This is a genomic window from Pontibacter amylolyticus, assembly GCF_014638845.1.
GTDB classification, from domain to species: Bacteria; Bacteroidota; Bacteroidia; order Cytophagales; family Hymenobacteraceae; genus Pontibacter; species Pontibacter amylolyticus.
This window is the reverse complement of record NZ_BMFP01000004.1, coordinates 321,986-346,566: the sequence shown is the minus strand read 5'-3', so window position 1 is coordinate 346,566 and position 24,581 is coordinate 321,986. Positions and strand designations below refer to the sequence as shown.

15 protein-coding genes are annotated in these 24,581 nt (G+C 51.6%); 4 read left to right on the top strand and 11 right to left on the bottom strand.

Annotated features, from left to right (window positions below; translation table 11 throughout):
* Positions 1-422: 422 nt before the first annotated feature.
* The 9 genes from IEV97_RS12105 to IEV97_RS12065 form a co-directional block, all read right to left on the bottom strand.
* Complete coding sequence (locus IEV97_RS12105; protein ID WP_188501738.1) at positions 423-1,091, bottom strand: hypothetical protein; 669 nt, start codon at positions 1,089-1,091, stop codon at positions 423-425.
* Positions 1,064-6,811 (bottom strand): DUF6443 domain-containing protein, encoded by a 5,748-nt coding sequence (locus IEV97_RS20065; protein WP_229733920.1) that lies wholly within the window; start codon positions 6,809-6,811, stop codon positions 1,064-1,066. The genes IEV97_RS12105 and IEV97_RS20065 overlap by 28 nt, the downstream gene beginning before the upstream one ends.
* A 27-nt stretch (positions 6,812-6,838) precedes the next feature.
* Positions 6,839-7,321 (bottom strand): OmpH/Skp family outer membrane protein, encoded by a 483-nt coding sequence (locus IEV97_RS12095; protein ID WP_188501737.1) that lies wholly within the window; start codon positions 7,319-7,321, stop codon positions 6,839-6,841.
* A gap of 90 nt (positions 7,322-7,411) precedes the next feature.
* Positions 7,412-10,639, bottom strand: a complete 3,228-nt coding sequence (locus IEV97_RS12090; RefSeq protein ID WP_188501736.1) for a hypothetical protein — start codon at positions 10,637-10,639, stop codon at positions 7,412-7,414.
* 92 nt (positions 10,640-10,731) lie between these two features.
* Positions 10,732-11,676 (bottom strand): hypothetical protein, encoded by a 945-nt coding sequence (locus IEV97_RS12085; RefSeq protein WP_188501735.1) that lies wholly within the window; start codon positions 11,674-11,676, stop codon positions 10,732-10,734.
* A complete protein-coding gene (locus IEV97_RS12080) occupies positions 11,677-12,552 on the bottom strand; it encodes a tail fiber protein (RefSeq protein ID WP_188501734.1) in 876 nt (291 codons plus the stop codon). It abuts the gene before it with no gap.
* An 88-nt stretch (positions 12,553-12,640) separates the two neighbouring features.
* A complete protein-coding gene (locus IEV97_RS12075) occupies positions 12,641-13,447 on the bottom strand; it encodes a tail fiber protein (RefSeq protein WP_188501733.1) in 807 nt (268 codons plus the stop codon).
* 1,432 nt (positions 13,448-14,879) lie between these two features.
* Positions 14,880-15,524, bottom strand: a complete 645-nt coding sequence (locus IEV97_RS12070) for a helix-turn-helix domain-containing protein (protein WP_188501732.1) — start codon at positions 15,522-15,524, stop codon at positions 14,880-14,882.
* 51 nt (positions 15,525-15,575) lie between these two features.
* The gene (locus tag IEV97_RS12065; RefSeq protein ID WP_188501731.1) at positions 15,576-16,082 is read right to left on the bottom strand and encodes a hypothetical protein; all 507 of its coding nucleotides are present in this window, start codon (positions 16,080-16,082) and stop codon (positions 15,576-15,578) included.
* Between the two features lie 589 nt (positions 16,083-16,671).
* On the opposite strand from IEV97_RS12065, the gene IEV97_RS12060 reads away from it, so the two are divergent.
* From IEV97_RS12060 to IEV97_RS12045, 4 genes are all read left to right on the top strand, one after another.
* Positions 16,672-17,040 (top strand): hypothetical protein, encoded by a 369-nt coding sequence (locus IEV97_RS12060; RefSeq protein WP_188501730.1) that lies wholly within the window; start codon positions 16,672-16,674, stop codon positions 17,038-17,040.
* 491 nt (positions 17,041-17,531) lie between these two features.
* The gene (locus tag IEV97_RS12055) at positions 17,532-18,842 is read left to right on the top strand and encodes a redoxin domain-containing protein (RefSeq protein WP_188501729.1); all 1,311 of its coding nucleotides are present in this window, start codon (positions 17,532-17,534) and stop codon (positions 18,840-18,842) included.
* A 29-nt stretch (positions 18,843-18,871) separates the two neighbouring features.
* Positions 18,872-22,063 (top strand): SusC/RagA family TonB-linked outer membrane protein, encoded by a 3,192-nt coding sequence (locus tag IEV97_RS12050; protein WP_188501728.1) that lies wholly within the window; start codon positions 18,872-18,874, stop codon positions 22,061-22,063.
* Positions 22,064-22,081: 18 nt separating this feature from the next.
* Positions 22,082-23,437 carry a RagB/SusD family nutrient uptake outer membrane protein gene (locus tag IEV97_RS12045; protein WP_188501727.1) on the top strand — a complete coding sequence of 452 codons (1,356 nt, stop codon included), beginning with the start codon at positions 22,082-22,084 and terminating at the stop codon, positions 23,435-23,437.
* 67 nt (positions 23,438-23,504) lie between these two features.
* Here the strand turns inward: IEV97_RS12045 and IEV97_RS12040 are convergent, their stop codons facing one another.
* Complete coding sequence (locus IEV97_RS12040; protein ID WP_188501726.1) at positions 23,505-23,792, bottom strand: hypothetical protein; 288 nt, start codon at positions 23,790-23,792, stop codon at positions 23,505-23,507.
* A 152-nt stretch (positions 23,793-23,944) separates the two neighbouring features.
* The gene (locus IEV97_RS12035) at positions 23,945-24,424 is read right to left on the bottom strand and encodes a MauE/DoxX family redox-associated membrane protein (RefSeq protein ID WP_188501725.1); all 480 of its coding nucleotides are present in this window, start codon (positions 24,422-24,424) and stop codon (positions 23,945-23,947) included.
* Positions 24,425-24,581: the final 157 nt, after the last annotated feature.

Genomic DNA, 24,581 nt, shown 5'->3' with positions numbered 1-24,581 from the left:
CGGAAGCCAGAGCCAGCCAGGAAGAGAACACCCGTGAGGGTGGGCGGCTGGCTGTGCGGCGGCTGACCCGCAGGCGAGCATAAAATGGGCTGTGGGTTTTGTTTTTGGCCTTCCTGCCGGAGGCTTATTATAGACTCAAAAACAAAATAGCAACAGCCGTGAGGAGTACCGCAACGAGCCGACCGAAAGGCAAAGCCATGGTGGAACGCAGCGCAGCGAGTAGACCATGGTGTGCCGAAGGGAGCGTGAGCGAGGACACGCACGAACACCGCTTTACCTGTCAATGACACTAATGCAAGTAATGCTTTTTCCCCAAGAAACCCTTTGAAGGAAGTAGCCTAATTAAGAGTGGAAATGGCCTCTACTATGTTCATATTGAAATGCGGATACAGTTTATAACCCCGAACTAACAGAGTTTGGATTTATTCATAACCACTACCTCGATAAAAGTCTGGAGAAGCTTTATTAAGGATAAATCTCGCAAAAAAAGTAGAATCACTAACAAGCTGTTGGGTTATGTCCTTAACCACATCCCAGTGCTTAGTGGAATATGTAGGTTTTAAGTAAATATCACTCTCAAAATCATAATAGCATATGAATCCAATTTCATCCAAATAGTAACTATAGAATGGTGCTTGCATTGTGTTGAACTCTTTATACTGGAACACTACAAAGTTCTTACCATTACTGCTATATTTTTTACTATCTACTAATATTGTCTCTTCGCTGAGAAAGGGGGATTTTGCCTTACAATACCTGTAAAGTGATAGAGAATCATAAAAGGAGTGTGTTAGCACTTTCACACCGTCACAGAAGTTGTAGAGGCCTGAGTCTTTATCATAAACTTGTTTATAAGTAAAAAGAACTTGGCCTCCTTTCGATACTTCAACAGTATTTATTGCTCCATTTTCTAATAAGGTAATTGTAGTTGTATCGCTACTCAGTTGTTTATCGGCACTATCAAACCAATTATATGATAGTAATATAACTTCCTCACTCCTACTATCACATGAGCTGCAGAAAAGTAAAAACGAGCACCAGACTAAAACCTTGAAATGGTTCGTTACCTTTTTCCTCCATTGTAATCCCATATCATCTTACTTATTTGTTCATTACTATAATACTGGTATCCTGAGTTTACTTCTATTAATCCCCTTTTAGCTCCTCCAGGCCATAGTGAATTATCTTTATTATATAAAACTTGAAAATGTTGCCAGTGTTCCTTTAGACCAGGAGTTTTAAACCTGCTGGATATATTGCTATAGTCAAATAAACCATTATCTTGATAATCCTTCGCAAATAAATCTGCATGAATAAAAGACTCATGAAAAAAGGTCATAGTTCTTGAGAAGATACCTCTTCCCATTTGTTTTGCTGTAGCAACAGAGGTCCTGTCTAAGCTCGGAGACCAATCATATGTGCTCCCATCTTGCGAATTTACTTTAGAATAAGAGTTGACAAAGACAGTTATTGTATTTCCTTCAGCATTAGTGCTTCCACGGGAATCTTTCCCTCTATCTTTCCAGACTTCATCATCTTCAACTAGTTTAGCCTCATAATTCAAGTGTATTCCATCTTTGTGGTATTGGCCATCTTCTGTAAAAGTATATCCCGCTATAGTTTGTCCTTTCTTTGCATATTGAGATAAGAATGCTCTTCCAACTTTAGAACTCGCAAAGTGATTAAAGGCTCGATTCAGTACAAAATCACTGCTGATGGAACTATGTACACCTATACTGTCACCATTAATATCTATAAATCTAATTGGATTATTCGCCCCATATTGATACGGCGTGAAATTGAGGTACTTCTCAGCGAACCTGTCCTGGGTATGAAATCTCCCCAGCTGCGCATCATACATCCTGGCCCCGTAGTCCATCCAGTTAAGCCCCAGCTCGGTCTGCTTTTCCTTTCCGTTGTACTGGAAGAGGTGGTCCGGCGCCCCCTGCTTCTCGATGCCCGCCAGGTTCAGCCCCCAAGGGTCGTAGTGGTTCTCCTGCACAAGCATCTGTTCCAGGTGCTGCACTGACATGTCATCGAACCAAGCCGCCTCGTAACTCTCGTTGGCGAGGAACACCTCCACAAAGCCATCCTGCTTAGCGGTATAGGCCAGCTCCAACTTCTCCCACTCCCCGTTGGCCAGTCTAGTGAGCAACTGATAGCCAGAGTCGACATAGCTGGAGTCTTTGCCATAAGCAATATAGCGCATGTAGGCCACAGGAGCCCCCTTTTCTTTCTGCAATACCACAGGCGCCAACGCGATGCCCGCCCCGATGTAAGGCAAGGCCTTGCCGTTACCATTGCCCAGTTCAGTCATGGTGCCCACGCCCGCCGTCGCAGACCCCAACAGCCAAGCGGCCAGGTTAAGGCCTTTGTTGCTTTTCACCTCCTCCTCATAGAGGCCGTAAACCTCCGCCTTCACCCTATCGCCGGATCGAACGGTCAGTCTGCGACCAGGCCCCAGCGGTTTGCCCCTGCCCGCGCCCAGCAACGCTGCGTGCGAGCCCGATCGTGAGCGGCCGCGGTCCAGGTGGCGCGTCTCAGAAACGCGCCCGAAGTTCTCCTCCTCCTGTGGGGCGGCCATCATCTCCATCGTGAGTTCAGCAGTTAAGCTTGTGGGTTCGGCAAAGCTCACCCGCAAGTTGCCCAGATGGTCCTTGAGGTGGTACTCAAAGCGCCACGGCTCGTCGGCCGTCGGTTGGTAGAGGGCCCTGCCCTCGGAGGTGTGGGCAAACTGCAGCGCCCCGCCCTCGAACACGAAAGGCCCCGCGTACTCAGTGGAGCTCGTCAGCTGATTATTGGTGTCATAAACCTCCTTACGGAGTTTTTGCCCTGCGGCCGTGTAGATGAACCGGATATGCCCCTGGTCAGCGACCTCCACCCGCTCTGGCAGGTTCAGGTGGTTGTAGGCAACAGAGGTGATGCCCTTGTTGTCATCTTTTTCAAGGTTGCCGTTCAAGTCGTAACCATATTCGACAGCGTTTTCATCTGTGTGCCCATTGTCACGAAAATAGTCTTTGTGCCCCACGTCCCCACCCTCGTCCTTCACGTTAATCAGCTGGTTGCCCGCATAATCGTACTTTAGGTTGTCCACTGGTCCGAAGTCCTCCAAGGTATACTGCTCCATATAAGCATCCTCCTGCAGTAGGCCGTGTCGCTCCATAGAGCCAATGTTACCATTGGCGTCGTAGGTGATGCCGCTCACGGTGTAGTTCTCGCCTATGTTTGTCCAACCAGCTCCCGGATTTGACCGGTAGAGGCCTTCGGTCAGTCGGCTGGCCCTGTCATAGGCGTAGGCGTAGCCACGCTGCTTCCCTTCATCGGAGATCGTGGCCCAGCGCATTTCTGAGATATTGCCATTGTATTGGCCTAGCCCCCCCAGCTGCATGTCCGTATTGTAGCTTAGCTTCATGCCGAAAAGCTTTTCCTGCTGCACGACCAGCTCCGGGTTGTTGATATCAGTCAGCCAGCCTCGTATGTTGTAGCGGAAGTCCACCTCCTGGAGAAAGTCCCTCTCCCACTCTTCCTGCCCGCTGTTGCTCTTCTTGTGCAGTCTCTTTGTGATAAGCTGTCCCAGCTCGTTGTAACTATTCTCGGCCAGCATTTCCGGCCCATGACCGTCTATCTGCTGCACCGTTTTAGTATGGCGTCCCGCATGGTCGTAGCTCATCTGCTGGTAGATGCGATAGATGCGCGCCGGCTCAGGGTCCCGAGCGGGCACCTGATATATCGCTAGAGTTTCCTCTGGCTGCCCCGCGAAGTCGTAGACGGTGCCCGTCCGCTCCCATCCGGCCACCCGCTTCCCTTCTAAGAAACCGTCGCCCAATGTTTGAATTACCCGGTACTTCTCATCGTAGAAAGTCACGTTCGTCAGCCACTCGCCTGTACCTAGCACCTTAGTTCGCGTACCCGTCACCAGCCCCAAAACGCGTGTGTTCTGCGGAGTCAGCCTCGCCATGATCGTACCGTTGAAGTTATAGTCCTCCAACTCCGGCTGCCCGTAATTGTCGTAAAAGGTCTGCGTCAGCGCCTCGTAGTCATCTCCACCCCCAGGGAAGTACGATTGGCGAGCCAGCGAGGTGGCCGGTGCGATCCGGGCCGTGAGGCTGGCTGTAGATGTGGCCGCGAAGCTGAAGTCCGGCAAAAATGTGATAGAGCCGCTGGCCTCGTAGACCGCCCGCCCGTCATGTGATGAGATGCTCAAGTGCTCCTCCGTCACCTGGTCAGGATCCCCGATGTAGAAGTCCGTCAGGCGCTGCTGCATCTGGCCCTGCGTCAGCTCCTCCCCCGGTCGGTAGAGGCCTGTCTCCACGGACCTGCCGTGCGCGTCGTAGCGCACGTAGCCCCACTCATCACGTAACCGCTGCTCGGCGTCCTGCGTGAGCACAGGCAAGTCGCGCAGGTCATAGACCATGTAGACAGCTCCCGCCCCTGGCACCTGCTTCTCAATCACCCTGCGGCGCCCGTCGTATTCATAACGAAAGCACCAACGTTTCAGGAAAACGGGTGTGAGTGTGGAAGAAAGAGTGACGTGTCCGTTCACGTCCGGACCAGGCAGTTCACTGCGGTAGCCCTCAGGCTGGATCACCAGCCGCAGGTTGCCGAAGCTATCGTAAATGTACTGCGTGATCATGAAACCAGATTCGACTTCACTACTGCTGATTGAACCAATCTCCTGCACTTTCTTTGCCACCACCTGACCCTGCAGGTTTTTGTACTCTACCACGAGGGCGTCCTGCTCATCGTATGTCTCTGTCACGAAGAGGCTGCCCGCAGCATAATACCCTGGAGAAACAAAGAAGTTATCAGAAGAGCTGTACTCCCACTGGCGCACCTCACCCACAGCGTTAGCCCTTTGATGAACTTTCACAGTGTGAATATCCCCCAGCCGTCCGCTTTCAGCTGGTTGCCACGCCTCCCCCGGCGCACCCTGTTCCAGCACACGGTTTAGCGGCGAGGCCTCCAAGATTGCTTGTGAGAAGGGCAGGCCGCTGGCAACCGGGCCATTTTCCTGCTGATAGAACTTGTACTGCCGACTTCCAAGGTAACTGTCGCTCAAGTAATCCGCCCCAGCCCTGGAAGGCCCGTCCCCCAAGGCATTTGGCTTGAAAAAACCACTGGCCTCATCTGCTGCGTAGGGGAGGAACTTGCGCGCCTCACGCCCCAACTGGTCGTATTCCACAGGCGTCACGATATCTTGCTCCAGCGGCGAGGCGCGCTGCGCGACCTTCTGAGAGGCCCTGCCCAAGCCGTCGAAGTAGCTCACCTGCTGCCGGAATTCTCTGGCGGGCAGCTGATGTAACTCCTCATATGTTTTATACTTATCCATCATCACGCTTTCGACGATGTAGTTATGGTTATTGCCGCCGGGAGAAACGGTTACCGTGCCCATGGACGTATAACCGTTTCTCCAGGTGGCTGTCACAGTGTAGGTCGTCGTAGTGACCGGGTTGGCCTTAATGACCGCTCCAGCCGTGCTATTTAGCCCCACAGCCGGTGACCAGGTGAAGCTGGCCTCCGAGCCGTCTGACACGCTCGCCTTAAGTGAAGTGCCGAAGCCTATGCCAATCCCGCTGGAGGTAGCGATGTGCACCGTGGGCGGCGCCAATACTGTCACGCGAACGAGCTGCTCTGGGCCGCAGCTGCCACCGTTTTCATCACAAAACCCGCATTCGTTGCGGTTCTTTACACGATATGTGTAAACACCCGTGGAACTTGGCTCGTGCTCAAAGTTAGATTGACCGATAGTGGTTGCGTCAAGCTCATTCCAGCTGGCGCCCTCGTTGGAGGAGTACCAGTAGTGAGGGGTACCCACCCCGCCTATGCTGGATATCGTTACTTTTTGGCCTAGGTAAATCATGGCCGAGCCTGTCTGCCCGTTGGCCAGGATGGAGCTGTCCACCGGACGCAGGTTGATTGTGACGGCAAACTCCAGGGGCTCAGTGTGGCAGTCAGTAGCGCTTACCCCCTGCACAGAATAGTAATAGGTACCTGCCGCCAGCGTGGAAGGCACAGTGAACTGGGTACCCTCAATCAGCTGGTTTCCCGCCCCATCATACCATCGGAAGGTGTAGGAGTTCTCTCCGCCCGTTGCCGAGAGCACAGTACCCGTTCCCTGGCACACGGTGAGCGTCCCGCTTACCGTTGGAGGGGTCGGATCCGGTGCGTCGATGTGGAGCGGGTAGTAAACCGTGTTTCCGCAGCCGGAGGACATGTAAATCTGAGCCTGGTAAAGATCGTGATCATTGGCCCTGTCGTAGCCCTGAATCATGAACAGCCCCGTACTGTTGCTTTGCACCAGGTTCAGATAGCCGTTCTGGTACTTGTAGAGCCGGTAAGTGCCCCCAGAAGGAGCCCCCGAGAGCTTGATCTCGGCCGTTCCCGGCTCGCAGGATTTGGCGTATTCCACCGACATCGTCGGCGGGGATGTGATGGAGAAGGTGTAGGCCACACGACTGGACTCACACCAGGTGTTATTGTCAAAATAGCTCACCCATACCGTCTTCCCGTCCTCAGCGTACACCATATAGTCACTTGTCGTATTACTGCCCCAGATCTGGGTGGTCTGAACAGGCCAGGTGGAAGTTTCGCCGGAGTACCAGCGAAACTCGCCGCTCACATACTGTCCGCTCTCCCCCTGGTAAGAGTCAGCCCGAAGCGTCACATAGCCCGGCGAGCACAGAGGGCCGTAGGGGGAGACCTGGTAGACATAGAAATCAGGATAGCAGTTTTGCGCCTGTACAGGGCTCCAGAGCAGAAAGAACAGGAGCACCAGACAGCTGACGCGCACTAGCGGGTAGAGTTGTATCATAGCAAAGGATTGACTGTAAACAAATCGTTAATTAAGTTTTCGCAGGACCTGTTCGGTGATGTCCCGGCTTCCTGCGGGCAGAGAGTTCTTTTCTATCGGCAGCACGTCGGTAAAGCCGCCTTCTGAGGCCACTGCCCCGATAGCCTCTACTATGCGCCGCTCCTGCGCCTGCAGGGCAGCCAACCGCTCCTCGTGGAGCCGCCGCAGCAGCTCCTGCTGATTCTTGTCTAGCATTTGTCGCCCAACCTCGTCCTTCGCCTGCAGATTGGCAAGCTTTCGCTTGTAATCCTGCTCGGCGGACTTCCATTTGGCATTTGACCGTGCCTTTACTGCTTGCATCGCTTCGCAGTCTTTCCGCAGCCGTCCATGGTCTACGTAGGCTACTCGCTCCACTTTGTTCTTAGACTTGGACTGATCTGCCTGAGCTTTCGCTTCTACAGACACAAATTGCCACAATAGGAGCACCAGCAGACTGTAGCGCTCTAGGGACTGTAAACCAGTGATTTTCATCGATAAATTCTATTTTGAATTATAATTAATTGATGGTCATCTGTCAACAGGCCCTGCCACTTGAACAAAACCCGGTTACAACCCTAACCTTTATCTTCGATAATTATACTCGTATGCCTTCAAGATATTTCCTTCTAAATCCCTGACCAACCAGAGCCTACCAAAACTGTCATACTCATAAAAGGCAGACTTTCCGTTCATGTCCGTTAAAGAGGTCATGCCGACCAGAGGGTCATAAGTGTAAATAGAAATCATGGCATCGGGTAACTGCTCTGATAACCTTTTTAGAGATGCCAACTGCTCTTCTGATAGGGTAGCACTGCCTGCCAGCACGCTTACAGCCTCCTCACCCCCTAAAGCATTCTTTACCTGATCAAAAGTGGCGTTACGCACCTCAGCTATGGGATAAGTGTAATTATATCCCCATAGGTAACTTATGGGGGCCGAGTGCTCCTTAGTAATCATAAGCAGGTTTCCTTGCCTGTTATAGCCGCCAATCGTCACTTCAGCCTGATAGCGTTGATCTTTTACGAATGCGCTGTTTAGGTCAACTCCTGCCCTTACAAACCCAGCCTGCGGCACTGGGGCAAGGGTACTTATTCTTTGCAGCTGCTCCAGTTGGACTCCACCCTGCTCAGTACCAAAATCACGATAAAGATGCAGGTTAGCGCCTAGCAACGCTTTGGCACCATTGGTTATTTCCCATTGCGTCTCCTCTATCGTCGAAGCCACCATGTTAAGGTCCTGCATCTTCTTAATCGCATGCACTCGCTCGTCAGCAGTCGCTAAATCACCAACAGCGTAATCCACCGGGTATGTATATTCCGTTTGCCGTATGCTACCTTTGCTGTCTGTAAAGGACTGTTTTGTCAAAAGCCTATGATTGTTGTAGGTGTAGTTCTTGACTGTGGTGATTGGCCGTAGTCCGTTTGCGTCGAAAACAGTCTCAGTTTCCCGTATTGGCAAATAGGAATAGGTATAAAATCTATAAGGGGTGCCTTCTATAATCCCAATGCCCCCGCATGGCGCAATCAGAGCAGCTTTCAATGACCTTACAAATTCATTGCTTTTATTAAGGGCTACATATTCAATTTCCTTTGCCCTGACGAGCACATCCGTGTCTGTAAAGTCTTTCTTTACCCGGAGCTTCCCGCGCTCCTCCTCCAGGGAGGTGTAGGGCTTGTACGGACTGCGGGCAAGGGGTTGCAAGGTTTGATTAAGAGGAGTTACTTCATCTAACCTATTGTCAAAGTCAAAATTCGTGAACAGGTATTGACTGTAGCTGCCGTCAGCTCTTTTCTCAATCACTTCGCTGTAGCCAATATGGCTCCCCTGGCTATTGGCCGAGACAGGAAGCTGGGACTGAGATGAAAAGAAAGATCTCACGTACCAGGTGTTCGCCTCATTATAGGATTTCAGTCGGTAATCGACAAAATAATATTTTGATTGCCCACCCAAAATTCCGGAGGACCCCAAAGCATTCGCTTCAGATGCATTGGTATAACCTGAAACATAAAAGTATTCCGTTACTAGATTCCCGTTCGGGCTTTCAGGAGAAGTATTTGTAATCTTTTTGATACGCAGTCCACCAGCTTCTCCCGGGTAGCCGTTATCAGTATTCTGAACTTGCGAGCGGTCTTCCGAAAGCTGCTTACCATATGCATGCTGCTCAAATTCAAATGTCGTCTCGCCGCCGGTTGGGTATATGATTTTAGAAAGCGTGCCTCTCAGAAACACGCTTGGGATATTGGAGGACGCTCTGGAATCATAATATTCGTCTAACTTGTTGAAATTTTGATTCCTTTCGTTGTAAAAGCCCCAATGGTCTACCTGACCCGCCAGATAAGGGGGCAGTGGCTTATCTACGTGATGGTATCGGAACGAATAGCCGGGCTTGGCGGCGCCACTTCTCCCTATTTCAGTGAATGACAAAAGCGTCAGCCGCTCTTCTGGTTTTGCCTGTGTTGAATTGTTATATGTGAATAGGAATTCCCGGAGTGATTCTCCGTCCTTTATCAGTTTTATCCGGTCAAGCTTTTTCCATTGCAATTTATCCAAGCTCTCTAAATACTTATTAAGCTCATAATCCTGCTCCCCTTTAGAAATATCCCCCGTCATCAAAACAGGGAAAAAGTAATCGGCCGTTTCAACTCCACCGTTTAGTCTTTTCCTTTCCTCAAACTGATCTACATAGATTTGATCATTGTACCGAAGTTCATGGCTAACGGAGCGTTCAAAAATCAACTTACCGGTGCCCCCCTCAACAACTGACAGATATACAGGTGCAATTAATTTACCATCATAACTCTTTATTGGCGAACCCCAGCCCATGCAAGAGCTAGTTAAGTCAAATATTTTATCAGGCTTCTCCTCTTTAGTAGAAAGATTAATATTATAAGTCAAGAGCAACTGGTTAATAAAATTATCCCGCTCGTATTTCAGGTTGATCTCCCTTCCGTTTTTCCTAATTTTAGTCAAATACCAGGCATTAGCCACCCATGTACCATATTTTTGATCAAAGAAGTCCATGCTATACTCTATAGCTTCCTCCGTCCCGCCAAAAATATACTCAGTCCCGTCTTCAGCTGTGATGGTAAAACCACCAAAAGTCTGCGGATATTCATATGAATTGTGGAAAGAATGTACTGGGGGTTTAAAAGGGACATTCAACAAGGGGACGGTTTCATGCAGTTTTACCTTGACGGGCTGGTCGCACCTGACCTGCCATTTACCATCATGGTTAAGGTAAAACTTTCCACTGTAATGTAAGAAATTAAAGGAGAACTCGTCTGGCTCTGTATCCCGGTAGACTTTCTCAGGATCTTTAGCAATTGCCTCCATGTTATCGAGTGAATTCCAATTATCCCCTTTCAACACTCCATGGGTATAGTAGTAGCCAACATTGTCCCTATAATATGGGTATTTAGCATTGGTTGAGTGGTACTCATCATTCACGTCATTTACTGTCCGCGTGATCACCCCTCCTACCATCAGGCTCCAGCCCATTCCCACCCATCCAGGATGCGCATCAGGTCTGACGCCCGAAGCATGGTAACTCAGCGTAATGGGCAGCTGAATGTGTCCTTCATTCAGAGAGTAAATTGGAATTTGTATATTAGGAACTCCTGTGAAATGAGACACAGGAACCTCTCCGTACAGGCCCAGCCCTGCGGCATTCGGGCTCTGCAAATTGGGCAATTTCCCTTGTACATGTATGCCAAACTGAGCTTTAGCAGTTTCCTCATCCTGTATATTTTGTGCATGCCCTGTTACTGTTATAAGAAAGAGCAGCAGTAACTTAACCAGTTTGGTTTTCATACGCGTTAGTTATATTCAGATTTCACTTTACTAGACATTTACCGAATTGCCTTCTTTTCATGCTGTATGTCAATCTAATTAAGAGGCACAGATCATTGCTTAGCATTCATCTGCTCAATTTTCCCCTTAAGAGACTCTATCTCTTTTTTCTGATCAATTAGATAAAGCGTGAGTTCTTCAATCTTCTGCAGCAACAATGCATCTGTTTTACCCAGGTCAACCCCTTGTTCCTGTACCTCTGTAGCCGAAGGTACGTCCGGCAGGTGGCCATGCTGCTTAATGTGCTGCTCTACTTCTTCAAGCGGTCGCAACCGGTAATCTGGTTTGAAGACAAAATCCGCCCAGCCGCTCTCCACCCTGATCTCTTCGGCTCTTATTTTTCCCTTCACCGCAAGACGGTAACCGCTCAGGTTTTCCGTACCAATGCCTAGGCCGCCATCCCGCAGATTAACAGTAAAGCTATGCCCTACCCTGACGCGCTCCGTCTGGGCCCCGACACCATGGTAATATGCATTGTAACCCGCGATGTATACTGTTTTGGGGTCCCAGCCATTATAAGTACCAATGAGATGGTGCACACCAGTGCTGGAACTGGCTGTCAGCATATTGTCATTCCCGTCACTGATGTGGATCTGTGTATTCACATGAAGGTTATGCTGTGGACTGGCAACACCTATACCGATATTGCCATTACCCCGGATAGTGAAGGATTCCCCAGCACTTGACTGATAACTCGTGAAAGCGATTTTGCTATCGGTACCGTCCACGAAGTTTAAATGAAATTCTGATTTTTCGCTTACGCCCTTGAACTGTATGGTCCCTAAGCCGCCTGTGCCCCAAGGCGTAATAGATATCGTAGGCCGGTTCCCCTTCATTTGGAATGTCGGGGTCGCCCCAAACCATACACCTGGTGTTTGCACGCCAATACCTATGTTGCCATTATACTCCCATAAGTTAGATGAGGGAGTGATGAGTGTCTGCGCATTCACATAACAACAAAATAAAAGTGTTATACCCAGCAGTAATACTTTTCTCATCTAGTGATTATTTTTACGCAATGCTTTAATTTCTTCATCCATCCTGATCAGGTGCAGCGTAAGCTCCTCCACCTTCTGCAGCAGCAGGATATTCATCTTGCCCAGATCCAGTCCTTCCTGCTCCATCTCGGCAGCCGGGGCAATGCCGGGCAGGTGCTTATGGACCCGTACAAATTTCTCCGTATCTTCCAGACTTGGCAGCTTGTAATCTTCCTCAAAGACAAAGTCCGCCCCAGCCGCCACTGTCACCTTCACCTCCCGGGCATGCACGTTCCCGGCTACGGTCAGCTTGGCATCGGGAGTTGCGGTACCAATGCCGACATTGCCTTTTACTATTAGGTCATTTTTGTCTGGGTCAGCATAATTATATGAATCAGCTATCAGAACCCCGCCCGCTTTTAGACCTGCAGCACTGGATTGCTGGGGCGAGTTTATAAGCCGTAAGTACCGATTGAACTCCCCCTGTCCAGTACCGGTAAAAATAAGGCTGCCATATACATCCGATTCTAATACCATGTTCCCAGCTACATGTAGCTTTTGGTTGGGATTGTTCGTGCCGATGCCCACATTGCCACTTGTCTGAATAGTCATCAGATCAGTGGCACCATTGTAAGAGTTATGGTTGTACCTTGTAATCTTGAACGCATCCTGGCTGATGCCGTCCCAGCCGTAGGAAAGCACAGCGTCAAACGAGCCACTGTGCCCCAGGCGGAATGAGCCTCCGTTCAGGTTGTCGAGTTTGTGCAGGTGGAGCCCGTTGAGCGGGGTTATGCCGACGCCGACGCGCCCGCTATTGTAAAAGATATCCCCGCCACTTGACTGCCATTGGGCATGGCCTTCCGTGCACAGCAATGACAGCAGGCAGATAAAAAACAAGCGCTTATACAAGCGCTTTAAAAGACTTTGTATCATGGCAAGACGAACACTTTGTCGATAAATGTTTTGAGCGGATGATTCTGGCATTTTACTTTTCAAGCTTCACCACCCTTTCTTTAAGTGCTTGAATCTCTTCTTTATGCTGCTGCATTGCCGTATTCTGTTCGATAATGTACAGGGTGAGCTCCTCCACTTTCTGCAGCAGCAGAATATTCATCTTGCCTAAGTCTAGCCCCTCATGCTCCATCTCGGCAGCCGGGGCGATGCCGGGCAGGTGCTTGTTTTTTCGCACAAATCTCTCTGTCTCATCAAGGCTGGGCAGCGCGTAGTCCTCCTCGAAGACAAAGTCGGCTCCGGCTGCTACCGTCACCTTCACCTCCCGGGCATGCACGTTCCCGGCTACGGTTAGTTTCGCATCAGGCGATCGGGTTCCGATTCCTATGTTTCCGCCCGGGTGAATGATCAGATCATCTGCCTCTCTGCCTGCATTGGCGAAGTGCAGCATGCCGTCTGCCCCAGAGTAAATCCCATACATGTTGCCCCCAGCAGCGGTGTTTTTCAACAGTAAGCCTGACCCCCAGCCAGGTCCGGAGGAGGTAAGGGCCAGTGCCAGGTTATTGGAGGCACCCTGGTCCACAGCTAGGCGTGCCTCAGGTGAAGTGGTGCCAATTCCGACATTTCCTTTCATGTACCAGTTACCAGTCTCTGCCTCTATAAAACCAAGGTTATTCGATCCCGAAGAGTAAAACCCTATTTTTGGCAGGTCACCGCTATTGCTATAGAGGCTGCGGTCCGGTATATGAAATGTGAGCATCCGGCCACCGTTGAGACTGCCACCACCACGACCCACCATATAGTCTGTCGTATTATCGGTACTGGATTTGAGGCTAATCAAACTCCAGGCAAATTCCGCATTGCTGCTTTGTAAATCCAGCGTAGGACTAAACCCTCCCCCTCCCTCTCCAAAAACTGAAAGCTTAGCATTTAGAGCTGTTGTACCAATCCCCACACGCCCCCCGCTATAAAAGATGCCCCCAGTACCGGTGGACCATTGTGCGTAGCTCGTCGTACAAAGCAGGGAAAACAAGCAAAGAAAAAATATACTTTTATTCATTTAGATAGTTGCCTAAAAATTTATGTGAGCCAAGACTATAAAAAAGACTGGAGGGCAAATAGCTAAAAAAGAAATTAGCTTGAAGGGGAATGTAACATTATTAGCAAAAGTTCGTTTTCTGTTAAAGGTGACTTATGTCCTATTGTAAGTGCAAATAGGCATCTCACAACATCTTCTGAAAGGAATGTTTATGTTACTGAGTTACTTAAATTAAAATAATAATAATTTTACCTCAACTAAGAAATTAAATCAGTATAGATTATAAACTACTTAGCTACAACACTTTAATCATAGTTATAACATTTTATTCTAAGCAGAAGTAACAGTATCACAGTATTCTCCTTATACCCTATATCAAAGATCATTCCGTTTAAGCCCATTGATTTTTAACTGAGATAGTACTACGAGCAGCAGTATAGTACACTACTACATCCTAGTAAAGTTTCGGGTTGGTTTACCTTATATTCTTTTGAATCCAAAGCTGTATAGCCATCATTATAGAATTGATGGTTACTCTTAGACAATCACAAAACCGCATGGCTGGTCTCACCACTATCATCATATATGCCCTAACACATTCCTTTTATCACCTGTTATAACACGATGACCGCGGTAATCGATTAGCTATTATTACCACATGATGCATTTTTAAGCAATATTCGCCAAACTCTGACTTCTTCAATCATGCCTGCCTGTACCTATAGAAGACATCTGTACCAAATTCTAAGGCTAGTCAGGTAATCAAATTTTGATTATTTTTATACCTTAAAAATATGACTAGTTTAATAACCCCATTATTTCATATTTCGCTAGCGGCAAACGCAACTTAACCGGTTACTATTCATGTATGCTGTAACTGTAATAAAAATGCGCAAATTTGTTCCTTAGTTTGAAATCCCCTGCATTTAAGTATACATAGTCAAACAGTAATATATCTTCCTAACTAAAAAAATACCGAAGTACCATATTATACTTGCTGCATACCTTTCTTCTTTCCTATGCTTGTGTTGATGTTTAAACGCTCGCTGCCTATTGACTGTTCTCTTTGGCTATTGACGCACTTAAGATATCGCAGAAACCCGTTTGAATGACTTTCAGTTGTAAACATTCTGGTACTTCAGGAAATCACATACTCTTTTTGAGCAGCCTATTCTACTTTTTACCTACTGGAGGTTCTCATAATTTTTAGAAAAGTGAAGGCTATCTTACCAAGTCACTCTTTTACAAACACCTCCCTAGAACTCTCATTCTTCCCCTTCACCAGCTTGGGCGCCTTCCGCTTGCTCGTATAAAAGCCTATTGCATCAGCAACCAAAGCGGGCCTCAAAGGAACCCCGAGTTTTTCCTGACACAGCTTGAAAACCTCCAGCCCTGTTCGCGGCCTATCGAAATAATCATTCGCAAACAGCCCATTCACAAACTGCTGCACCTGTTCCTGAGTAGCCACACTTTTCAACGGAAATTCAAAATTGGCAGGTTCCTCCTCAAAGGTTAGAAAATGCCCCTTGCCTCCTTCTTTCAGAATGGATATGGTATAACTCTTGTTATTTAATCTAGGACTAAGACCATGATCTACCTGAATCTGGTAAAACGGCTCCTCGATTTTACCCGGCATCAGGTCAGACAGCGGGCAATCAAAAATCAGCCGCAGGTAGTTTGTCTCGGTAGCGTTATACTTTTTTGTGGAGGTTGGATCCTCCAGATTCCTTACATACAGGGGATGATAGCCCAACAGAAACGAAAGCTCCCGGGCTGTGTAGCCCATTGCAAGCCGCTTCTGCCTTACACGGTAGGTTTTATCGAACTCAATCGATGATACAGGCATTGTTAAGATTGCTGTCGGCTTTTCTTTTTTCACATCCCTAATTACGGCATTTCAGGATGTTTTTGAAAGCATAACTTTAAACAGCTATACCTGTTGGTACTGCACGTTGCCGCTTTCGAGCTCCACCTTCTTCAAGCCTCCTTTTTCAACTGCCCTTTCCAGAATAGCAGTATAATCTGTCACAGGCCTGCTTTCGCTATAGTATGCATTACAATAATCGGTAGTTTCCCTGATTGTCCTCGGCACACTGAAGAACTTACCTTCCTCAAGCAATGCATTGATGATCCCCGTTGGCCCCAGCCCTTTGGGGATTGTCACTCTGGTCTTCACCTGGGCCGTGTCATTCAGAATATTCGCTGGATAGAAATCATAGACCGTACAGCCAAAGTAGTTGGCGATTAAGTTGAGCTGATGATCGGTATATTTATGGGTTGTAGAGACACTTTCAATTTTCCCAACAGCTGAATTGTCACCAGATGGACTTATAATTTCTGAAAGCTTTTTTTGAGATACTTCTTTCTCTAGTCGAAGCATTCTAACCTTATCAATAATATACTGGTCAGTAGGAGTGATTTTGATTTCTTTTCCCATCCAGACAATAAAGAGGATGGTATTTTTATACTATGGTTCCAAAATATTTTGATATATTAAATCTATATACTATCTTAGCTTTTAGAACAACATCTAGGATTAGAAATCCAGGCAATTGGGTTCTGAGTCTTGCGCGGAAAATGTAGGAAACTTTCTGTTGGTGCAAGATGCAGGAGTAGTTGCCCATTTACTATCTTTGCGATAGTGATGGGCCCGCTCTTGTATGTGCCAACAACCCTCCTACAGGTTTCCGCATCATACGGAGTGGGTTCCATTGCTATCGCTTCTTTCTGATAGCGATTCCCCTCTATCAAGATTCATTATTCAACTGCACTTTATAGTCAGAGTAATGAATCAGAAATTCAACAGCACCATACAGTGCGTATCTGCACACCGGAGTCCTTCCTCCGGCTGGGTGCTACTCATTTCACCCCCTGAGTGAGCTGATTCCTTCCCGTTGCTGCCCCGCTAACACCAGCTAGCACGTGGTGTTGCAGGTAGCTGTCCTCTTTCCCCTCCCCGGCATGACCAGCTCCTATTTAGAGCCTGGCAGGACCCCTATTTCCCAAACTTTAACCGATTACCGCCTATGGAAACCATGCCCTATACCTTACCTGAATTCAAACTCTCCGAGCCAGACCAGGCCCTGCTCGACTTCTGCGCCCGCTACCCGCAGCACGAAGCGCAGCAACGCCTCTGGAAGTGGTTTATCCTAGCCCTGAAGGACAGCAAGTCCTCCTGTATGCATAACACCGAACTGATTACCTTTTATGAAGATCTTAAAACGCTTGTTTCAGCTCTATATCAACTGCATGACATGCCCGAGAAAACCTGTTCCGCGCCGCAGCTAAGCAACAGAACGGCCTGTCCAGAAAAAGCCTCGCTGGCCGAGGCCCTGGAATCCCTGCACACCAACGTGTCGGCCAACTGGATGCTGCTCGTCTGTCCGCCTGATTAGAAAGTTTCCTACAGATCCACCCGCACTAGCGGCTAAATAATTGTTACATCCTGATTTACACTTATATGAAACCACAAAAATGGCTTCCCGGGCTTCCTATGCCTATACTTTTCCTGCAGGCTGCCCTCCGATCAGTTGCTGGCGGTCCGCAGACACACCGCCCGGACCAGCTTACAGAATCAATTGTTGCCTCGGCAGCGGTCATACTCTGCCGCTGCCGCCGCGATCCAATGCTACACTAGGGGAGGCCGGGGCGCCCGGCACTGTCCGGCTGTGCAGGGGGCGGCTGCTCTATAGGTTATAGAATAGTTTTAAGGTGAGTAACCGCAGTCGCCCGTGAGCGAAACTCTTCGTCCCTCGCTCACGCCGGTCGCCCCCGCCTCTCCTCTTCCTGCTCCCTGTCAGCTACCTTCTCTCAGGCCGCTAGGCGGAGAAAAGCCCAGTGCCCACCTGTGGCCTTACACATCAATTAAACCTTTAAACACTAATACATGCCGTTAATAAAACAGTTTTTAAATAGAATAACTCTCCATCATGCGTGTTGCCTGGCTTTCGTCCTGATGGCGCTGCTGCTTTCCCAAGCCGTTCGGGGACAGGCACAGGAGCACGCTGCCGCTGAGCTGGAGACAGGGGAGCAGGTACCCGACGTGACCTTCAGCACCCTGCTTCACTACCCATCCGGCACGGCCAGCCTTTCCGACTTCCGCGGCAGGGTCGTGCTGCTGCAGTTCTGGGCCACCACATGCGGTTCCAGCCTGCTGGCGCTCCCGAAGCTGGAGGCTCTGCAACAGGCCTTTGGCGATAGCCTGCAGGTGATCACCGTCACCTCCCAGAAACGGGAAGAAGTGGAGACCTTTCTCGCCAACAACCCTATTGGGCGGCGCATGAAGCTACCGATCGTACTGGACAATCAACAGTTGGAGGAGCTCTTCCCATACAACGCCGTGCCCCATCTCGTGTGGATCAGCCCGGAGGGCAGGCTGCTTGCCCAGACCGGTCCGTACGATGCAACGCCCGCCACAGTGCGCCGCCTCCTGCGGGGGCAGGAAGGCAATTTCAAAGACCACAAGAAGGACGTCATGGATCATGACTACAGCAAACTGCTCTTCCATGAGGGAAACGGCGGCTCCCCTTTCCCCCGCTACCGCTCCATTCTCACCCCTTATGTGCCGGGGCTGGGCGGAGGGTCCGGCAAGGTGAAGACAGACTCTACCCTGCGCCTGCAGATCGTGAACGCCTCCGTGGCGCAACTCCTCCGGGCTTCCTGCGGCCTGCCCTCCTACTTCCCGGAAAAGCAGATTTTCCTGACCAGCGATAAGGCCCGCGCCCACCAGGTGCACAACCTGGTGGAAGAGCGCCAGCACAAGAACTACTGCTACGAAATGCTGCTACCCGCCGCCCTGTCCGATAAGCTATACACCTTCATGCAGCAGGACCTGGAGCGGCTCTTCGGCCTGCAGGCCAGCGTCCGCAAAAGACGCATCGACTGCTGGGAGCTGACCCTGCTGGACCGAGCGGCAGTGCCGCGGTCTGCCGGGGGTGAGCCCGGCCACAACTTCACCGACGTCAGCGACCCGGACAAGTACATGCGCAACGAGTCGGCCAACAGGCTGGTGGTTTTTCTCAACAAGCATATCCCGGACCTTCCGGTGCTCGACAGAACAGGTATCACCTACCCTATCGATCTCCAGCTGTCGGAAGGCGACCTGCAGGACATCAATCGGCTGAACACCCGGCTGGCGGCTTATGGCCTCCGGCTGCAGAAGAAAAAACGCCCGCTCCAGGTGCTCATCATCCAATAAGTATTTCCAAACCTAAAAATCAATCCTGTATGCAATCAAAACTACTAATCGCTTTCCTGCTGTTTTGCAGCACGCTCCCCGCCCTGGGGCAGGAGCGGCTGCAGGGCCGTGTGGTCGCCTCTCCCGGCAACCACCCGCTCCCCGGTGCCACGGTGCGCCTGCTGGGCACCAGCGCTGCCACCGCCACTGATCCCGAGGGGCGCTTTACACTAGCCCCTCTCCAGGCTGCCGACACCCTGGAGATCTCTTTTCTGGGTTATATCACACAGCAGGTGCCGCTAAAACCACCTTTGCGCGGGGAAATGACCATTGCCCTGCGTGAAAACTCCCAATCCCTCGGGGAAGTGCTCGTCTCCACCGGCTACGAGCGCCTGGCTCCCGAGCGGGTGACAGGCTCCTTTACGCAGGTGGACCGGGAGTTGCTCGACCGCTCCGTCAGTCCCGGCATCCTGGACCGGCTCAAGGGCGTCACCTCCGGCCTTAACTTTGACGAGCGCGTTCGCAACAACCCCAAGGTCAACATCCGGGGCATCAGCACGATCTACGGCAATGCCGAACCGCTCATTATCCTGGACAACTTTCCCTACGAGGGCAGCCTGAACGCTATCAACCCCAACGACGTGGAGAGCGTCACGGTGCTCAAGGACGCAGCAGCGGCCTCTATCTGGGGCGCCCGTGCCGGCAACGGCGTGATCGTGATCACCACCAAAAAAGGACGTCTCCAGCAGCCCATGCGCGTGAACGTCAATGCTAACGTCAGCATATTGCAAAAGCCGGACTTCAGCCAAGTGCCCATGATGGCCCCGGCTGACTTCATCGGGGTGGAGCGCTTTCTTTTCGGGAAAGGCTTCTACAACAGCCAGGAGAACAGTCCCGCCCGCACGTTACTTTCACCTGCCGTAGAGTTGATGATCCTGCACCGAAAGGGCCAGCTCACGGATGCCCAGCTGGAAGAGGCCCTGCAGGGCCTGGCCACCCATGACGTGCGGGACGATTTCCAGCGCCATCTCTACGATACCGGGGTAAACCAGCAGTACGCCCTTAACCTGAGCGGCGGCGGCGAGCGCATGTCCTATTATCTGGCAGGTGGTTATGATGCGGCCACCGGCCAACTGGGTGATCCCAACCACCGCATCAGCCTACGCGCTGACAACAGCTACACCCCCATCAAACGACTGACGCTGCACACAGGCATCAATTTGGCACAAGGGACCAGGCGGTTCGGACGGCCCGGCTTCAGTGACATCAGCCTGGACCAGTCCAAAAGGCTCTACCCCTATGCCCGCCTGGCGGACGAACAGGGCAATCCGGTGGTCCTGCCCAGGGACTACCGGCAGGACTATGCCGCCGCTGCCGCATCCAGCGGTCTGCTCAATTGGGAATATGTGCCGCTGCGGGATGCTGACGGAATTGACCACACGATCGAGCAGCAGCAGGCCATCGTGACGACTGGGGTGGACGTGGACCTGTTCAAAGGCCTGACTTTTATCGGGAAGTACCAGTATGCCCATAACCAGGACCTGAACACTAACCTGCAGACAGCCGAGGCATACGGGACGCGCAACCTGATCAACCGCTTCACCCAGGTGAACCCGGACGGAACGCTGAGCTTCCCTGTTCCCCGGGGCAGCATTATTGACACCTGGCACAGCCAGTTCCGGTCCCACAACGGCCGGGGCCAGTTGCGTTATGACCTGTCACATGGCCGGCATGAATTGTCGGCAATGGCCGGTGCCGAAGGGCAGACACAGCGCAGCACCGGTCAGCAGTTCCGGGCCTATGGCTACGACGAGCGCGTGGGCACCTCCGCGTTTGTTGACCATATGACACAGTTTCCCCTCTCTTTCAACCCGGCCACGAGGGGCCGCATTCAAAACAACACCGGCTTCTCAGAGCGGAACCAGCGTTATACCTCCTACTACGCTAACGCTACTTACACCTATGACAGCCGCTATGTCGCCACCGCGAGTGCCCGTAAGGACGCATCTAACCTCTTTGGGGTGAACAGCAACCAACGCGGCGTTCCCCTCTGGTCGGCCGGACTGGCCTGGAACGCACACCGGGAGGACTTCTTTTCCCTTCCCTGGCTGGAATACCTAAAGGCCAGAACTTCCTTTGGCTACAACGGCAACCTGGACAACAACCTGACCGCCCTGGCTACCATCAGTTCTTTGTCGGGGAACCTGAACGGCGACCCTTACGCGGTCGTGCGCACCTACCCGAACCCGGACCTGCGTTGGGAAAAAGCAGCCACTTGGAACATGGGCCTGGATTTCCGCCTGAAAAACGAGCGCCTGCACGGCACGCTGGACTATTACATCAAAAAAGGTACGGACCTGATCGGTGACGCCCTCGTGGACCCGACGGCTGGTGTGATGAGCGGCAGGGTCCGCCGCAACGTCGCCTCCATGAAAGGCAGCGGCGTGGACCTCTCACTGACCGGAAAACTGCTGGATAGGGGCCTGCACTGGAGCAGCACGCTGCTCTTCAACTACAACAGGAACGAGGTCACCCGCTATGAGCGCACCACGGCCAGCGGCAGCACTTTCATCAATTCCGGCCTCTCTGTCACCCCGGTGGAAGGGCGTCCCCCGTACAGCATCTACAGCTACGCTTGGCAGGGGCTGGACCCTCAGACAGGGGATCCGCAGGGCCTCGTTGAGGGGGAACTCAGCAAAGACTACACAGCCATCACCCGGCATACGCAGCTGGAGGAACTGGTCTACCATGGCCCGGCCCTGCCTCCTGTTTTCGGCTCCTTTCTGAACACCTTCCGCTACAAAGGCGTCACGTTGTCGGGTAATATCAGCTACCGCTTCGGGCATTACTTCAGGCGCCCCTCTATCCACTACAACAACTTGTTCCAAGGCTGGGTGAGCCACCCGGACTTTGCCCGCCGCTGGCAGCAGCCGGGAGACGAGCAGCACACTTCGGTTCCGTCCATGGTCTACCCCAACAACGTGAACCGCGACACCTTTTACACCAACTCCGCCGCTTTGGTGGAAAAAGGGGACCATATACGTCTACAGGACATCAACCTGACGGTGGACGTCCTGCAGCCGTCCAGTTCCCGGCGCATGGTACAGCACGTTCAGCTCTACGCCGTAGCCCGGGACCTGGGCATCCTGTGGCGCGCCAACAAGCACGGCCTTGACCCTGACCATGCCAGTTACATGACACTACCCCCAACCCTGTCCATGGGATTCCGGGTTGGATTCTAACTCTAAAAGACCTATACCATGAAAAAGTTAAAATGCATTTTCACCCTGCTCCTGGTGGTTTTCCTTTCATCCTGCGAGCATTTTCTGGACGTAAAGCCCGACAAGTCGCTGGCAATCCCGACTGACAGGCTCGAAAACCTCCTGCGCCTACTTGACAACACCTTCGTGCTGAACCAGGAAACCCCTTTTACCGGCGAAGTCGCCGCTGACAACCTCTACATCAGGCCTGCAGACTGGAACGCCCTCTCCAGTCTGACGGTCAGGAACGTCTATGCCTGGGAGCGGGATGTCTACAATGACAGTGACCGCAACGACTGGTCTCTTTCTTACAATGCGGTGCTGTATGCCAACCTGGTGCTGGGGGGCACAGAGAAACTGGAGCCTGCCCCTCACCAGCAAAGCGAGTGGGACATGATCAGGGGGAGCGCGCTTTTCTACCGGGCAAACGCCTTCTACAACCTGCTGCAGGTCTATGCGGTGCCATACAGTGAAGCTACGGCAGCCCAGGACCCAGGCATTGTGCTCAAACTGAGCCCTGACATCAACGAGCGAGCTGGCAGGGCATCTGTGCAGGAAAGTTACGACCAGGTGCTGGCAGACCTGAAAACGGCCGCAGAGCTGCTACCGGAAGTGCCAGCCTACAAGACCCGGCCTTCCAAGCCGGCCGCCTTCGCGCTGCTCGCCCGCACCCTGCTGCAGCAGGAGCGCTACGCCGAGGCCCTTTCCTATGCAGACAGGGCCCTCAGTCTGCATGACCGGCTGCTGGACTACAACCTGCTGGATCTGAGCGCAGCGAACCCCATTCCGGGTATGAACGAAGAGGTGATTTTCCATACCACCATGTTTATGCTCTCCGGCACTTACTACCCGGCGGGAAAAGTGAACCCCGACCTGTACGCGCTCTATGGGGAGGATGATCTGCGCCGGGAGGTCTTCTACCGCGTGTACGACCCCGGCAATATTGGCTTCCGGGGAAGTTACGCCGGGTCCATTCTCCTCTTCACCGGGCTCGCCACCGACGAGCTGTACCTGATCCGCGCCGAGTGCCTTGCCCGGTTGGGTCAGGCGGGGCCGGCCATGGCCACGCTCAATGTCCTTCTGGAAAAACGCTGGAAGGCCGGTACCTTCACGCCCCTGGAAGCTACTGACGGCACCCAAGCATTGGACATCATCCTGGAGGAGCGTAGAAAAGAGCTGGCTTTCCGAAGCCTGCGCTGGTCTGACCTGCGCCGCCTCAACAGGGACAGCCGCTACGCCATTTCCCTCAGCCGGGAGCTACCCGAGGGCACACGCACACTTCCGCCGGGGGATCCCAGCTACGTTTTCCCGATCCCGCAAAGAGTGATAGAAATAAGCGGTATTCAGCAGAACTGAGCTCACACCAAAAAGCCTGATGCGCATACGCATCAGGCTTTTCTTATTCAGCAAAGCGCCTCCTTAGCTACTGTTGGCTGCGGAACACTTCCCTTGCAGGGTCATCTACACCATCCTGCGTCGGCTTACCTGGGTTCGTGGCATCCTCCTCCGCTAGAATAGCGCAGCGGTGGTCGCCCACCACGCAGTTGGACGGTGACCCACCGGTGATGGTGTAGTCATTCGGATCAGAGGGATCACCTCCCATCTGCAGCAGGAACCACTGCTCCTGTTGCTCTTCCGGCTGCGAGTTCCCCTCGACTCCGGCAACCGCCAGTGCTGTCCCCAGCAAAATGGCGAGCATACTCAAATTCATCTTTTTCATGGTATTAAAAATTAAATGTTGCCTGAGATTGGCAGGTTCAGGCGATCACCTGCTCCGACTGGCTCCCGAGCCCCTGCCCAGTCGGAGAATTTATACTGTCGTTTCCCATGCAGCGGGGCTCCCCTGCTGCGCTGTTTCCGTGCTTACTCTTTGCCGCTTCCCTCCTTTCTCTTAAACAGCCCGGCGGTTGCCCGCACAGCAGGCTCCTGCCGGACTGATCGTATATAAAGTATCGTCGCTGTTATCGCTAAAGCCAGAAAAACCACATTGAAGACCAGGTGCGTCTCCCAGTCCATCCGCTCCAGCACACCCCCGCAGCTGCAGGGGATGTAGCCGAAAGCGCGTGAAAGGATCAGGGCAACGTACAAAGTGAAAATCGACATCAGGAGCGTTGCCAGGTAGAGTCCCTGCTGCCGTGTCCGTGGGAAGAAAAGCAGAACACAAACCAGTAGCTCCGTCAGGGGCAGCGCCCACAGCAGCACACTTTCCCATCCGGCAGGGAAAGGCTGCAGCACCAGCTGCCCCTGGAAGGCTTGCAGATCCAGCAGTTTGCTCAGTGCCGTGTAGAAGAACAGCAGGATCAGCAGTGCTGTGATGCCCTCTATAACTACCTTTCTATTCATATCCCTTCCCCTTTTGGTGTAGTATAAAGGTAGAGGAAGGCTTTTTGGAAAATTCTGTTCCAGAACAGAAGAAAAGGCTATTTTTCAGAAACTTGATGGGCTTACGCTCGTAGTTGGGTGGCCTATATGGTATGGCTAGATAAGAGAGGAGGTGGAT

Bases quoted from the DNA above. Each gene is read 5' to 3' on its own strand.
- IEV97_RS12105 (WP_188501738.1), bottom strand. From the start codon at position 1,091: ATGGGATTACAATGGAGGAAAAAGGTAACGAACCATTTCAAGGTTTTA.
- IEV97_RS20065 (WP_229733920.1), bottom strand. From the start codon at position 6,811: ATGATACAACTCTACCCGCTAGTGCGCGTCAGCTGTCTGGTGCTCCTG.
- IEV97_RS12055 (WP_188501729.1), top strand. From the start codon at position 17,532: ATGCCGTTAATAAAACAGTTTTTAAATAGAATAACTCTCCATCATGCG.
- IEV97_RS12035 (WP_188501725.1), bottom strand. From the start codon at position 24,424: ATGAATAGAAAGGTAGTTATAGAGGGCATCACAGCACTGCTGATCCTG.
- IEV97_RS12085 (WP_188501735.1), bottom strand. From the start codon at position 11,676: ATGAGAAAAGTATTACTGCTGGGTATAACACTTTTATTTTGTTGTTAT.
- IEV97_RS12040 (WP_188501726.1), bottom strand. From the start codon at position 23,792: ATGAATTTGAGTATGCTCGCCATTTTGCTGGGGACAGCACTGGCGGTT.
- IEV97_RS12060 (WP_188501730.1), top strand. From the start codon at position 16,672: ATGGAAACCATGCCCTATACCTTACCTGAATTCAAACTCTCCGAGCCA.
- IEV97_RS12095 (WP_188501737.1), bottom strand. From the start codon at position 7,321: ATGAAAATCACTGGTTTACAGTCCCTAGAGCGCTACAGTCTGCTGGTG.
- IEV97_RS12045 (WP_188501727.1), top strand. From the start codon at position 22,082: ATGAAAAAGTTAAAATGCATTTTCACCCTGCTCCTGGTGGTTTTCCTT.
- IEV97_RS12065 (WP_188501731.1), bottom strand. From the start codon at position 16,082: ATGGGAAAAGAAATCAAAATCACTCCTACTGACCAGTATATTATTGAT.
- IEV97_RS12050 (WP_188501728.1), top strand. From the start codon at position 18,872: ATGCAATCAAAACTACTAATCGCTTTCCTGCTGTTTTGCAGCACGCTC.
- IEV97_RS12090 (WP_188501736.1), bottom strand. From the start codon at position 10,639: ATGAAAACCAAACTGGTTAAGTTACTGCTGCTCTTTCTTATAACAGTA.